We start from the raw sequence: 13,838 nt of genomic DNA, 5'->3' as shown, positions 1-13,838 counted from the left end.
TCACCGATCAGCTGTAGGGAAGAGCTGTAGCACTCTTTCCGACAAGTGTCGAAACATCCAGGTGAGTGGTGGCGGACCTCCAGCGGCTCGTGGACGAGCTCGCGGCGCGTCTCGGCCGGCCGCTGCTCCTGGAGGACCGGCTGCAGCGGGTCGTCGTCTACAGCGAGCAGAGCGGCGCGATGGACGAGATCCGGCGCGACTCCATCCTGCGCAGGCGCACCACGCCGGAGGTGCGGCAGTGGCTGGGCGCCGCCGGCATCCACGAGGCGGTCGCCCCGCTGCGCACGCCAGGCGCGGACCATCTGGGCCTGCTGCCGCGGGTCTGCGTCCCGGTACGCCACGATGCCGGGCTGCTCGGCTTCCTGTGGTTCATCGACACCGGCCCGGCCATGTCGCGGGCGCAGATCGCCGAGGCGGCCGCGGCGGCGCCCGCGCTGGCCCTGGCGCTGTTTCACGAGAGCCTGGCCACGGGGCTCGCCTCGCACCGGGAGCTGGAGGCGGTGACGGGGCTGATGCTGGGCGAGCACGACGCGGCCCGTCAGCTCATCGAGGCGGGGGCGTTCCCGCAGGCGCAGCCGGTGACCGTGCTCGTGGCCCGGCCGCTGGCGGCCGAGCCGGACGACGCCCTCCGGCTCGCCCTGGAGCAGGGCCTGCTCGCGCTGCGGCGGCGGCTGGGCGGCCACCATCCGCTGCATCTGGTGCGCTACGACCACGCCGTGCTGCTGACCGCCGGCGCCCCGGGCTCCTGGACCGCGCTGGCCGAGGAGGCGCACGCGGTGCTGTCCGTGCCGGTGACCGTCGGGATCGGGCGGTCGCGGCCGGAGCTCGTGGCGGCGGCCGAGTCGTACGCGGAGGCGCGCCACGCCGCCGAGGTGGCCGCGCGCGTGCCCGGCCTCGGCCGGTCGGTGGAGTGGGCGCGGCTCGGCGTGTACCGGATGCTCACCGGTCTGCCGCACCACGAGCTGCATCCGGGCCTCGCGCCCCTGTTCGCCGACGAGCAGCACCTGCCGCTGCTGGAGACGCTGGAGACGTACCTGGATCTGGCGGGCAGCGCGGGGGCGGCGTCGCGGGCGCTGCGGCTGCACCGCACCTCGCTGTACTACCGGCTGCAGCGGGTGGAGGAGCTGGCGCGTACGGATCTGAAGGACGGCGGCGAGCGGCTCGCCCTGCATCTGAGCCTCAAGCTGGCGCGGCTGTCGGGCCGGTACCGGCCTCGGGACGGACGGCCGGGCGGGTGATTGCGCCCCCGGGCTGACGTCACGTTTAATACCAAAAAGGGACATTTCGACAGGAGCGCGGATGCCTGCTCAGCGTGCCAGGCCGATCTTCGGCAGGCGCGCGCCCGCGCCGGTCGTGGTCCACTCGGCCCCGCTCGTGCTCCCCCTCGCCAGCGACCCCGTCCGTGACGGCGCCGTGGCCGTACGAGGGGAGCGGGTGCTCCAGGTGGCCGCGCGCGGCGACCTGCTGGCCCGCTTCCCCGGCGCCGGGGAGCGGCGCTGGCCGGGGATGATCGTGCCCGGCCTGGTGGACGCCGCCTCCGTCACCTCCGCCGCCGAGGCGCTGGCCCACGGGGTCACCACGCGGGCCCGGGTGGTGACCGGCGGGTCGTCGCGCGGCGCCGCCGCCGACCCGGCCGAGCACGCGGCGCTGCCCGGCGTCGGCTACGTCGAGGTGACATGCGAGGACGAGGACGCCTGGGACAGGCGCGGGCGCGACGCCGTCGTCACGGCGATGCGGGAGTCCGACCGGCCGCACATCGTCGGGATCGCCGCCCGGACGCCGGACCCGGTGGTGCTGGAGGACATCGCCGTGCTGGCCAGGACGTTCGGGCTGCGGCTGCTGGTGGACCTCGGGGCGCGTTCCGTGGCGGCGCTCGACGAGGCGGGCGTCCTCGGGCCGCACTGCCACGCCACCTGCGACCGGCCGCTGGATCCCGGCGAGCGCAAGCTGCTCAGGCTGCGCGACACCGTGGTGGCCGTCGGCGCCGCGGCCGGGCCCGACGACGTGCTCGCCCTGCTGGACGAGGGCAACCCCCTGGCCCTGTGCACCACCCTGGACCCGGGAGCCGGGACGGGCGACGGGACGAGCAGCGGGACGGGCGACGGGACGGGGGCCGCGGGCTGGAGCGGCCTGCTGGGGCAGGCGCGCGGCATCCGGGAACGCGCGCGGGCTCTCGGGCCGCGCCCCCGCGGGCTGGACCGCAGGCTCGTCGAGGCCGCCACGCTGGGCGGGGCGCGCGCCCTGGGCATGCATCGCGGCGCCGGCCGGATCGGCTGCCTCGTCCCCGGCGGGCGCGCCGACTTCGCGGTGTTCGACGCGCGCGGCCGCTACCCGTACAGCGCCCTGCTGGCCCGCCCCGACTGCCTGGCCACGGTCGTCGGCGGCCGGATCCGCACCGACGGCACCCGGACCGCCGCCACCTGAACAGGCCGCCGCCGCCACCTGAACGGGCCGCCGCCGCTACCTGAACTGGGCGTCGACCGCGCCGAGCAGCACCTTGAGCTGGTCGCGCTGCTCCTGCGACAGCACCGCGAACAGGTCCTGGCCGGCCTGCCTGCGCGCCTCCTGGGCCCGTTCGTAGACCTCGTGGCCGGACGGTGTGATGACGACCAGCGTGGAGCGCCGGTTGGCCGGATCGACCTCCCGGCGGACGTGACCGGCCTCCTCCAGGGCGTCGATGACGGGGGTGACCGAGCGCGGCACGATCCGCAGCTCGTCGGCGAGCTGCACCATCCTGAGCGGCCGGCCGGCCTCGATGAGCACACGCAGCGCCCGCGCCTGGCCGGGGCTCAGCCCGAGCGGCTCCAGCCGGTGCAGCCAGCCGTGCCGCAACCGGCGGCTCACCAGGTGCAGGAGCTCGGGCAGCTCCGGGTCGTCCATGCCCCAAGCTTAGAGCCGGGAACAAATATGAGCTAACCTCCGTTTGAGAGGACATCAGAAAGGGGATCCGCTTGGCAGACGAACCCCGTGCGCCGCTGCGGCGCATCGTGAAGCTCTTCCGCGCCTACCGGGGCCGGCTGGCCCTGGTGGCCTTCCTCATCCTGCTGTCGTCGCTGGTGTCGCTGGCCTCGCCGTTCCTGCTGCGCGAGGTGCTCGACGTGGCCATCCCCCGGCGCGACACGACCCTGCTCGCCCTGCTCGCGCTGGGCATGATCCTGGTCGCGGTCACGACCAGCGTGTTCGACGTGGTGCAGACGTTCGTGTCCACCACGGTCGGCCAGCGCGTCATGCACGACCTGCGCACCACCGTGTACGAACACCTGCAGCGCATGTCGATGGCGTTCTTCACCCGCACCAGGACCGGCGAGGTGCAGTCGCGCATCGCCAACGACATCGGCGGCATGCAGTCGGTCGTCACCTCCACCGCCACCTCGATCGTCTCCAACCTCACCACCGTGGTCGCCACGATCGTCGCCATGGTCGCGCTCGACTGGCGGCTGACCGTGGTCTCGCTGGCGCTGCTGCCGTTGTTCGTGTGGATCAGCCGCAAGGTCGGGGCCGAGCGCCGGCGCATCACCGCCGAACGCCAGCGCAAGCTCGCCGTGCTCGCCTCCATGGTGCAGGAGTCGCTGTCGATCAGTGGCATCCTGCTCGGCCGGACGATGGGCCGCTCCCCCCAGCTGACGAGCCGCTTCGCCGGCGCCTCGGACGAGCTGGCCGAGCTCGGCGTGCGCTCCAGCATGGCCGGCCGGTGGCGGCAGTCGTCGATCCAGATCGTCATGGCCGCGATGCCCGCGATGACCTACTGGGCGGTCGGCCACACCGGCGCCATCTCCGTCGGCACGCTGGTCGCGTTCACGACGCTGCAGGTGAGCCTGTTCAGGCCGGCGGTGTCGCTGCTGCGGCTCGGGGTGGAGGTGCAGAGCTCGCTGGCGCTGTTCGGCCGCATCTTCGAGTACCTCGACCTGCCGGTCGACATCCACCCGGGCACGCGGACGCTGTCCGGGGTGCGCGGCGAGGTGCGCTACGAGCACGTCGACTTCTCCTACGGCGACGCGCCCACGCTCACCGGCGTGGACCTCGTCGTGCCGGCGGGCACCAGCCTGGCCGTCGTCGGCGAGACCGGCTCCGGCAAGACCACGCTCAGCTACCTGCTGCCGCGCCTGTACGACGTGACCGGCGGACGGGTCACCATCGACGGGGTGGACGTCCGGGACCTGACGTTCGAGTCGCTGGCGGCGACGGTCGGCGTGGTGTCGCAGGAGACGTACCTGTTCCACGCCTCGATCGCCGACAACCTGCGCTTCGCCAGGCCCGACGCCACCGACGAGGAACTGGAGGCCGCCGCGCGGGCCGCCCGCATCCACGACCACATCGCCGCGCTGCCGGACGGGTACGACACGCTGGTGGGCGAGCGGGGATACCGGTTCTCCGGCGGCGAGAAGCAGCGCCTGGCCATCGCCCGCACGCTGCTGCGCAACCCGCCGGTGCTGGTGCTGGACGAGGCCACCAGCGCCCTCGACACGCAGACCGAGCGGGCCGTGCAGGAGGCTCTCGACACCCTCGCCGAGGGCCGTACCACGATCACCATCGCGCACCGCCTGTCCACGATCCGCGACGCCGACCAGATCGCCGTCCTGGACGGCGGGCGGGTGGTGGAGCGCGGCACCCACGACGAGCTGGTGGCGCTCGGCGGCCACTACGCCGGGCTGGTGAGCCGCGACCGGCCGCTCGAACCCGTCTGACGACCGGCCGGCAATCGCCGCGGCCTCTGCCCCGGCGGCGGCCGGCGGCCTTACCCTCGTGAGGTGCACAACACCCGATACGCCCCTTCCGGCATGGTGTGCAGCGTCGATCATCTCGCCTCCTCGGCGGGAGCGGCGGTGCTCGACCGCGGCGGCTCGGCCGCCGACGCGGCCATCGCCGTGAACGCCGTCCTCGCCGTCACCGCCCCTCACATGTGCGGGCTGGGCGGCGACCTGTTCGCCCTGGTGTACGAGCCGCCCGGCGAGGCGGGCGGGAGCGGGGCCGTACGGGCGCTCAACGCCTCGGGCCGGGCCGGGTCCGGGGCCGACCCCGACCGGCTGCGCGCCGAGGGGCACGACCGGATGCCGCACCTGCACGACATCCGGTCCGTGCCCGTGCCCGGCTGCGTCGACGGGTGGGCCGCCCTGCACGCCCGCTACGGCCGGCTGCCGCTGGCCGACCTGCTCGCCCCGGCGGTCCGGCTGGCCCGCGACGGCTTCCCCGCCTCGCCCCTGCTGGTCCCGGGCGCCCGCGTGGCCGCGCGGCGCCCCGGCGGCGGCGACTTCACCGCCGCCCGCGCGCCAGGCGACCGCGTCACCCGCCCCGGCGTGGCCCGTGCCCTCCAGGCCGTCGGCGCGGCCGGCCGCGACGGCTTCTACCTGGGCGAGTTCGGCGGGGGCCTGTTGGAGCTGGGCGGCGGCGAGTACACCAGGGCCGACCTCGCCGTCCCGGCCGCCGACTGGGTGGAGCCGCTGCGCGTGCGGGCGTTCGGGCACGACGTGTGGTCCATGCCGCCGAACTCCCAGGGCTACCTGCTGCTGATGGCGCTCGGCATCGCCGACGGGCTGGAGCTGCCCGTCTCGGCCGGGCACCCGTCGTGGGCCCACCTGCTCGCCGAAGCCGCCCGGGTCAGCGGCCACGACCGGCTGTCGGTCCTGCACGAGAACGCCAAGGACCTGCTCACCCCCGAGGAGATCGCGCGGCGGCGGGCGCTGGTGGATCCGGCCTCCCGGCTGCGCCTGCGGGCGCCGGCCGAGCCGGGCGACACCACGTACCTGTGCGTCGTGGACGGCGACGGCATGGGCGTCTCCCTCATCCAGTCGAACGCCTCCGGCTTCGGCAGCATGCTGTTCGAGCCGCGTACCGGCATCAACCTGCACAACCGCGGCATCGGCTTCTCCCTGCGGCCCGGCCATCCGGCGGAGTACGGGCCCGGCCGCCGCCCGCCGCACACGCTGACGCCGGCGCTGATCACCCGCCCCGACGGCTCCCTGCGCTCGGTCCTCGGCACGATGGGCGGCGACGCGCAGCCGCAGATCCTGCTCCAGGTCATCGCCCGCCTGCTCCGCCACGGCGAGGAGCCCGGTCCGGCCGTCGCCGCGCCCCGGTGGCGGCTCGGCACCGGCGGCACCGGGTTCGACACCTGGGACGCCCCCGACGACACGGTGGTGGACGTGGAGGAGGGCGCGCCCTGGGCAAACGGGCTGGCCGCGCTCGGCCATCCCGTCGCGGCGCGGCCGTACGGAAGCATGTTCGGCCACGCGCACGTGATCGACGTGCGGCCCGGCGGGATGCTCGCGGGCGCGGCGGATCCGCGGTCACTCGTCGGCGCGGCGATTGGACGGTGACGCTCCGGGTAGCTCCGGCGCCATGACTACCGATGTCATCACTCTCATCACCAGTGACCACCGCAAGGTGGAGACGCTCTTCGAGCGGCTCCAGAAGAAGCAGGGCGACCAGCGGGCCACCGTGGCCGAGCTGCACGCCCTGCTGATCGCGCACGCCCGCGCGGAGGAGGACCGGGTCTACCCGGGCATCGACGCCCACCACGGCGTCGAGGAGCACAAGGAGGCCGAGGTGCTGCTCGACTCGCTCGTCCGGGCCGAGCCGGGGACGGCCGAGTTCGAGGAGACGCTCGTCAAGCTCGTGGAGGCCGTCAGCCACCACGTCGAGGAGGAGGAGAACGAGCTGCTTCCCGAGCTGGCCAAGCAGGCCGGTGAGAAGCGGCTGAAGGAGCTCGGCGCCGCCTTCGCCCAGCGCCGCGACGAGGAGCTGCGCGCCCTCGCCGCCTCGAACGGCTCGGCGACGTCGCAGGCCGGCGGCGCTTCCCCCACCAAGGAGGAGCTCTACCGCAAGGCCCAGGAGGCCGACATCCCGGGCCGCTCCCAGATGAGCAAGGACGAGCTGGAGAAGGCGGTCGGCAAGGCCGGGTCCTAGGTTTCGGACAGATTCCTGGGAAAGGGGGCGCGTATGACCGAACTACCTCCGGACAGGCACGGCCTGGCCGACGAACAGCAGATCGAGGTCGAGGCGGCGACCGACGACCGCGGGCTGAACCACCGGATCGAGGAGGACGACCCGCGGCACGAGGACACCCTCGACGAGCGGCTGTGGCGGGAGAAGCCCGACCGCCCGGAGCGCGGGCAACGGCCGGAGCACCGCCTCACCCAGCCCGACGAGGGCCTGGCCCCGGACCTGGAGGGGGACGAGGTGGGCGAGGACTGGGGCGGCGACAGCGGCGACCTGTCGGCCGAGGAGCGAGCCGTCCGCGTCGAGCCGGACGAACCGCTCGGATGAGCCCGCCGCCGCGCCGGCGGAGCCCCTGCGGAGCGGCCCGGACTCAGCCGAGCCGTTCCAGAGCGGGCAGCAGGGCGTGCAGGTCGTCGGCCACCAGGTCGGCGGCCTTCGCCTGCGGCCGTTCGGCGTGCAGGTAGCCCCACGGGCCGCGGCGCAGCAGCGCCGTGCGCATGCCCGCCCGGCCGGCGGGCAGCACGTCGTTGTCGAGCCGGTCGCCCACGTAGAGGATCTCGCCGGGCTCGCGCCCGGCCACGGCGGCCACCTTGGCGAAGAACTCGGGGGCGGGCTTGGCCACGCCCCAGCCCTCCGAGGTGTGCACCGAGTCCACCGGCAGTTCCATCGCGACCAGCGCGTCGTACGCCCGGGCCGGCTGGTTGCCCGCCACGATCACCTGGTATCCGGCCCGCCGCAGCGCGCCGAGCGCGTCACGGACGTCGGGGTAGAGGTCGGCGGCGTCGAAGTGGTTGCGCAGGCCGCCGGGATCGTCGCGCTCCCACGCCGCCAGCTCCGCCTCGATGTCGAGGCCGGGCCGGACGAGCTCGAACGCCTCCCGATGCGAGCGGTCCAGTGCCGCCATCCCGCCGAGGGCCCCCATCAGCACGAACCGGCTCACCCCGAGCCGGTCGGCCCAGCGCGACCAGATGCGCGTCTCGTCGATGAGCGTCTCGCCGACGTCGAGCACCACTGCCTTGACCACCAGACCGGCCATCGGACCCCCTTCTCGTTCGCCCCCAACTGTACGGATTCGCCCCAGTGCACGGCAGTCAGGGGTGGACGGGGGTCCGCGCGGCGCTCCGCGACGAATCGGCGCGGCCAGAATGGTCTAACCAAGGGTGAGAGAAATCGAGATGTCATCAGGGGGACGGCGTGCGGGTACGTGACGACGGGGCCGCCACGGCGGCGGAGGCCCTGCGCCGGCAGGACTTCGCCCGGCTGGTGGACCCGTTCCGCGCCGAGCTGCTCACCCACTGCCGGCGCATGACAGGCTCGGCGCACGACGCCGAGGACCTGGTCCAGGAGACCTATCTGCGGGCGTGGCGGGCGTACGCCGAGTTCGAGGGCCGCTCGTCGGTCCGGACCTGGCTGCACCGGATCGCCACCAACGTGTGCCTGACCGCGCTGGACGGCAGGCGGCGGCTGCCCGTGCCCGCCGGTCTGCCCGACGCGCGGCCGGAGCACGGCGACTCCGCGCCCGGCCCGCTCGACGGCGACGCCGGACGGCGGCCGGACCGGGACGCGCCGCTCGGCCTGTCGGCCGACCCCGCCGACATCGTGGTCACCCGCGACGACCGCAGGCGGGCGCTCACCGTGGTGTGGCAGCACCTGTCGCCGCGCCAGCGTGCGGTGCTGATCCTGCGCGACGTGCTCGCCTGGCACGCCAACGAGATCGCCGAACTGCTCGGCACCTCGGGCAGCGCGGTGCACAGCATGCTGCGGCGGGCCCGCGCCCAGCTCGCCCAGGCCGCCCCGGCGCCGGCCGGCGCCGAGGTGGACGACCTGCGGCTGCGGCGGCTCCTCGGTGAGTACGCCGCGGCGTTCGAGACCGGCGACGTCAACGCCCTGGTGCGCCTGCTGACCGAGGACACCGTGTGCGAGCGGCGGCCCGCCGGCACGCGTCTCGACGGGCCCGACGAGATCGCCAGGTTCCTGGAGCACTGCCCGGCCATGGGCGAGTGCCGGATGGTCCCCCTCTCCGCCAACGGCCGGCCCGGCTTCGGCGTCTACCGCCGCTCGCCCGGCGGCGAGTACCGGGCGTACACCATCGACGTGCTGACGATCACCGGTTCGGGCCTCGAACGGATCGAGGTGCTGGAGGACCGGGCGCTGTTCCGCACCTTCGGCCTGCCCATGACGCTGGCCGGTGACCATGTCTGACCGCATCCCGACGAAGGAGTCCACCGCCGTGACGACCCTCTGGCCCGAGCTGCCGACCGCGGCCGCGGCCCACGCGCTCCCCCTGCTGGAGAAGGGGCTGGAGCAGGACTGGTCACGGCCGGCCGGCGAGACCGGCTGGAGCCTGGTGGAGCTGATCGACCACATCACCCTGGGGGTCATGGGGTACGCGGGGCTGCTCGTCGCGCGGCCCGCGGACCGCTACATAGCGCTGCGCACAGGCACCGATCCGCACGCTCCGGTCGCCGAACGCCTGGAGTCGATCACCATCGCGGCGACCCTGCTGTCGCACACCGTGCGAGCCACGGCGCCCGAGGTGCGGGCGTACCACCCGTGGGGCGCCTCGGACCGGACGGGCTTCGCCGCGATGGCCGCCGTGGAGATCCTCGTGCACGCCCACGACATGACGCGCACGCTCGGCTTCGGCTGGACACCGCCCGACGACCTGGCGGAGCCGGTGGTCGGGCGGCTGTTCCCCGCGGCACCGGCGGGCCACGCGCCGGGGCTCACGCTGTTGTGGGCGTGCGGCCGCGTCGCCCTTCCGGGCCTGGCCCGGCTGCCGCGAGGGCGGTGGCAGTGGTCCGGCGAGGTGCGCTGATCGGCTCCGCCGCCGGACCTCCCCCGGCCTGCCCGCCGTCGACCGCGCGGTCTCTCCCGCGCGCGCGCGGCGGCGGCCGGGCGGGCCGCGGGCACGGTCAGGGGTCAGGAGCCAGGGGACGAGGCCGGGGTCAGGCGTCAGGCGTCAGGCGTCAGGCGTCAGGGGTCAGGGGTCAGGGGTCAGGGGTCAGGGGTCAGGCGTCAGGGAAGGAGCTTCTCCATCGCCTTGGCGATGCGCTTCTCCGAGACGGGTGTCGGCGTGCCGAGCGTCTGGGCGAAGAAGCTGACCCGCAGCTCCTCGATCATCCAGCGGATCTCCGTCACGTCGGGGTCGGAGCGGCGGGCGGGGTGCAGGCGTTGCAGCACGTCGTGGTAGTCGTCCTCGACCTTGTGCACCCGGTCCATCCACTCCTCGTCGCGCCACGGCTCCTCCGGCAGCTTGACCAGGCGCCGTTCGATCGCGCGCAGGTAGCGCAGCACGTCGGGAAGGCGGCGATGGCCGGTCGCGGTGACGAAGCCGGGATGGACGAGCCTGCCGAGCTGGTCGCGGACGTCGTCGGTGGAGGCGCTCTGCCGTAGCGCGCCCAGCCGGGTGCCGATCGCGTGCCAGACGGCGAGGATCTGCTCCACCCGGCCCAGCACCTCGGCCGCCGTGTCGTACAGCTCGGCCCGGACGTGCCGGTGCAGGCGGTCGAACCCGGCCGGGTCCCAGGCGGGGCCGCCCATGTCGAGCATGAGCTTGTCGACCGCGGCGTTGACCACGTCCTCGAACAGGGCCACCGCGCCACCGTGCGGGCTGCGGGACAGCGCCAGCTTGGCCTGGTTGGACAGGCCGCCGAGCAGCGACCTGGCCGGGTTGGTGACGCCCAGCAGCAGCAGGCGCCGGGTGCCCGGCCAGTGGGAACGACGCTGCTCCGCCTCCGTCTCGAAGATCTTGACGGACACCGCGTCGCCGTCGTCCACCAGCGCCGGGTAGCCCTTCATGCGGCCCTGCTCGAACACCTTGGGCAGGGTGCCGATGCTCCACGTGTGCAGGCCCGACTGCTCCAGGTCGTCGCCGGCGGCCGACAGCGTCTGCCGCAGCCGGGGAGCCAGGCGGCGCTTGAGAGCGTCGAGGTCCTTGTCCTCGGCGACCGTGCGCCTGCGCTCGTCGATCACCCGGTAGGTGATCCGCAGGTGGTCGGGCACCTGGTCGAGCTGCCAGGCGTCACGCGGCACCCGGATGCCGGTCAGCCGCAGCAGCTCCCGCTCGACGGCCTCCAGCAGCGGCTCGCCGCCCTGGCGGACGTGCTCCAGAATCCGGCGGGCGTAGTCGGGGGCGGGCACGAAGTTGCGGCGCAGGTGCTTGGGCAGCGACCGGATCAGCTCGGTGATCAGCTCCTCGCGCAGGCCGGGGATCTGCCAGTCGAACCCCTCGGAGCTGACCTGATTGAGCACCTGGAGCGGCACGTGCACGGTCACACCGTCGGCGTCGGCCCCGGGCTCGAACTGGTAGGTCAGCTTCATCCGCTGGCCGAGCTGCCGCCAGGTGTCGGGGTAGTCGCGGGTGCTGACGTCGGCGCCCTCGTTGACGAGCATCTCGGGCGAGAACGTGAGCAGCCCGGGATCGGTGGTCCTGGCCTTCTTCCACCAGGAGTCGAAGTGCCGGGCGGAGACCACCTCGGCGGGCACCCGCTGGTCGTAGAAGTCGAACAGGGCCTCGTCGTCGACCATGATGTCGCGCCGGCGGGCTCGGTTCTCGAGCTCCTCGACCTCCTGCAGCAGCCGGCGGTTCTCGCGCAGGAAGGTGTGGTGGCTGTCCCACTCGCCCTGGACGAGGGCGTGCCTGATGAACAGCTCGCGCGACAGCTCCGGGTCGATGCGGCCGTAGTTGACCTTGCGGCCGACGACGAGCGGCACCCCGTACAGGGTGACCTTCTCCAGCGCGATGACCGCGCCCTGGTCCTTCTCCCAGTGGGGCTCGGAGTAGGAGCGTTTGACGAGGTGCTGGGCGAGCGGCTCGACCCAGCCCGGCTCGATCTTGGCGTTGACCCGGGCCCACAGCCGCGAGGTCTCGACGAGCTCGGCGGACATCACCCACTGCGGCTGCTTCTTGGCCAGCGCCGAGCCGGGGAAGACGGCGAAGCGGGCGCCCCGCGCGCCGAGGTACTCCTGGATGGGGCGGCGCCCGTCGGAGGGCCGCTGCTTGTCCACGACGTCCTTGACGCCGATGTGCGACAGCAGCCCGGCCAGCAGCGACACGTGGACGCTGTGCGGGTCGGCGGGCGCGCTGTTGGGGTGGGCGCCGAGCGCCTGGCGGAGCTGGCTGTAGATGTCCTGCCACTCGCGCACGCGCAGGTAGTTGAGGAACTCCGCCTTGCACAGCCTGCGGAAGGCGCTGGAGGACAGCTCCCTCTGCTTGTCCTGCAGGTAGTGCCAGAGGTTGACGTAGGTCAGGAAGTCGGACTCGGGGTCGGCGAAGCGCCGGTGCTTCTCGTCGGCCTGCTGCTGCTTGTCGGCCGGACGCTCGCGCGGGTCCTGGATGGACAGCGCGGCGGCGATCACCATCACCTCGCGCAGGCAGCCGTTCTTCTCGGCCTCCAGCACCATGCGGCCCAGGCGCGGGTCGACCGGCAGGGTGGCGAGCCGCCGGCCGACGGGGGTGAGCCGGCCCTGCGCGTCGAACGCGCCCAGCTCGTGCAGCAGGTTGACGCCGTCGCGCACCTGGCGGCGGTCCGGCGGCTCGACGAACGGGAACGCCTCGATGTCGCCCAGCCCGATCGAGGTCATCTGCAGGATGACCGAGGCGAGGTTGGTGCGCAGGATCTCGGGGTCGGTGAACTCCGGCCGGCTGAGGAAGTCCTCCTCCTCGTACAGCCGGATGCAGATGCCGTCGGAGGTGCGGCCCGAGCGGCCCTTGCGCTGGTTGGCGCTGGCCTGCGAGATCGCCTCGATGGGCAGGCGCTGCACCTTGGTGCGGTGGCTGTAGCGGGAGATGCGGGCGTAGCCGGGGTCGACGACGTACTTGATGCCGGGGACGGTCAACGACGTCTCGGCCACGTTGGTGGCCAGCACGATGCGCCGGCCGGTGTGACTCTGGAAGACGCGGTGCTGCTCGGCCGCGCTGAGCCGGGCGTAGAGCGGCAGCACCTCGGTGTTGCGGAAGTCGGCCTTGACCAGCGCGTCGGCCGCGTCGCGGATCTCGCGTTCGCCGCTGAGGAAGACGAGGACGTCGCCCGGGCCCTCACCGGCCAGCTCGCGGCACGCCTCGACGATGCCCTGCGTCTGGTCGTCGTCGTCGCCGAGCGGCCGGTAGCGGACCTCGACGGGGTAGGTGCGGCCGGAGACCTCGATGATCGGGGCGTCGCCGAAGTGGCGGGAGAACCGCTCGGGGTCGATCGTGGCGCTGGTGATGACGACCTTGAGGTCGGGACGCCTGGGCAGGAGCTGCTTGACGTAGCCGAGGATGAAGTCGATGTTGAGGCTGCGCTCGTGCGCCTCGTCGATGATGAGGGTGTCGTACTGCTCCAGCAGCCGGTCGTGCTGCAGCTCGGCGAGCAGGATGCCGTCGGTCATCAGCTTGACCAGCGTGCGGTCGCTCGCCTGGTCGGTGAAGCGCACCTTGTAGCCGACGACCTCGCCGAGGTCGGTGCCGAGCTCCTCGGCGATGCGCTCGGCGACCGTGCGGGCGGCGATGCGGCGCGGCTGGGTGTGGCCGATCAGGCCGCGCACGCCGCGGCCCAGCTCCAGGCAGATCTTGGGGATCTGGGTGGTCTTGCCGGAGCCGGTCTCACCGGCGATGATCACGACCTGGTGGTCGCGGATGGCGTCGAGGATGTCGTCCTTGCGCTGCGAGACCGGCAGGTTGTCGGGATATTTCACCACCGGGACGGCTTCGCGGCGGCGGGCCAGCCGTTGCTCGGCCCGCTCCACCTCGGCGAGGATCTCCGCGGCGATCTTCTCCCGCGCTTCGCGGGAGCGCACGCGGCGCGCGCCGTCGAGCCGGCGGCGCAGCCGGCGCTGGTCACGGGGCATGAGCTCGGGCAGGCGGGACTGGAGCTCGGTGAGTGGAGAGGACAACGCAGAGGTTCCCATACTGCTTTCAG

Annotated in this window: 11 protein-coding genes; 8 read left to right on the top strand and 3 right to left on the bottom strand. The window is 73.6% G+C overall.

Translation table 11 applies throughout. The features are described 5' to 3' along the window. Window positions 1–68 precede the first annotated feature (68 nt). Complete coding sequence (locus CXR44_RS25070) at window positions 69–1,238, top strand: PucR family transcriptional regulator (protein ID WP_144070075.1); 1,170 nt, start codon at window positions 69–71, stop codon at window positions 1,236–1,238. Between the two features lie 61 nt (window positions 1,239–1,299). Next, window positions 1,300–2,424, top strand: coding sequence for an amidohydrolase family protein (locus tag CXR44_RS25065; RefSeq protein WP_101788568.1), 1,125 nt, complete (start codon window positions 1,300–1,302; stop codon window positions 2,422–2,424). Window positions 2,425–2,460: 36 nt separating this feature from the next. On the opposite strand, the gene CXR44_RS25060 is transcribed toward CXR44_RS25065, so the two are convergent. Continuing rightward, window positions 2,461–2,880, bottom strand: coding sequence for a MarR family winged helix-turn-helix transcriptional regulator (locus CXR44_RS25060; protein WP_101788567.1), 420 nt, complete (start codon window positions 2,878–2,880; stop codon window positions 2,461–2,463). 71 nt (window positions 2,881–2,951) lie between these two features. Here CXR44_RS25060 and CXR44_RS25055 point away from each other — a divergent pair, with 71 nt between their 5' ends. The 4 genes from CXR44_RS25055 to CXR44_RS25040 all read left to right on the top strand — a co-directional run bounded on the left by CXR44_RS25055 (window position 2,952) and on the right by CXR44_RS25040 (window position 7,263). Then, on the top strand, window positions 2,952–4,685 hold the full coding sequence (locus CXR44_RS25055; protein ID WP_245899384.1) for an ABC transporter ATP-binding protein: 1,734 nt from the start codon (window positions 2,952–2,954) through the stop codon (window positions 4,683–4,685). A gap of 63 nt (window positions 4,686–4,748) precedes the next feature. Continuing rightward, on the top strand, window positions 4,749–6,314 hold the full coding sequence (locus CXR44_RS25050; protein WP_101788565.1) for a gamma-glutamyltransferase family protein: 1,566 nt from the start codon (window positions 4,749–4,751) through the stop codon (window positions 6,312–6,314). A gap of 22 nt (window positions 6,315–6,336) precedes the next feature. Then, the gene (locus tag CXR44_RS25045) at window positions 6,337–6,903 is read left to right on the top strand and encodes a hemerythrin domain-containing protein (protein ID WP_101788564.1); all 567 of its coding nucleotides are present in this window, start codon (window positions 6,337–6,339) and stop codon (window positions 6,901–6,903) included. Window positions 6,904–6,936: 33 nt separating this feature from the next. Next, the gene (locus tag CXR44_RS25040; protein ID WP_101788563.1) at window positions 6,937–7,263 is read left to right on the top strand and encodes a DUF5709 domain-containing protein; all 327 of its coding nucleotides are present in this window, start codon (window positions 6,937–6,939) and stop codon (window positions 7,261–7,263) included. A 43-nt stretch (window positions 7,264–7,306) separates the two neighbouring features. Here CXR44_RS25040 and CXR44_RS25035 read toward each other — a convergent pair whose 3' ends face one another. Then, the gene (locus CXR44_RS25035; RefSeq protein WP_180903694.1) at window positions 7,307–7,972 is read right to left on the bottom strand and encodes an HAD family hydrolase; all 666 of its coding nucleotides are present in this window, start codon (window positions 7,970–7,972) and stop codon (window positions 7,307–7,309) included. Between the two features lie 158 nt (window positions 7,973–8,130). Between CXR44_RS25035 and CXR44_RS25030 the strand changes: the two genes are divergently transcribed. Both CXR44_RS25030 and CXR44_RS25025 read left to right on the top strand, forming a co-directional pair. Beyond that, window positions 8,131–9,138, top strand: a complete 1,008-nt coding sequence (locus CXR44_RS25030; RefSeq protein ID WP_101788562.1) for an RNA polymerase subunit sigma-70 — start codon at window positions 8,131–8,133, stop codon at window positions 9,136–9,138. A 28-nt stretch (window positions 9,139–9,166) separates the two neighbouring features. Then, window positions 9,167–9,754 (top strand): DinB family protein, encoded by a 588-nt coding sequence (locus CXR44_RS25025; protein ID WP_101788670.1) that lies wholly within the window; start codon window positions 9,167–9,169, stop codon window positions 9,752–9,754. A 200-nt stretch (window positions 9,755–9,954) separates the two neighbouring features. Here the strand turns inward: CXR44_RS25025 and hrpA are convergent, their stop codons facing one another. Further along, the gene (gene hrpA, locus CXR44_RS25020; protein ID WP_101788561.1) at window positions 9,955–13,827 is read right to left on the bottom strand and encodes an ATP-dependent RNA helicase HrpA; all 3,873 of its coding nucleotides are present in this window, start codon (window positions 13,825–13,827) and stop codon (window positions 9,955–9,957) included. Window positions 13,828–13,838: the final 11 nt, after the last annotated feature.

Source organism: Nonomuraea indica (assembly GCF_002850745.1).
GTDB lineage: Bacteria > Actinomycetota > Actinomycetes > Streptosporangiales > Streptosporangiaceae > Nonomuraea > Nonomuraea indica.
The sequence above is the reverse complement of the archived record's forward strand: the minus strand, read 5'-3'. Positions and strand labels throughout refer to the sequence as shown.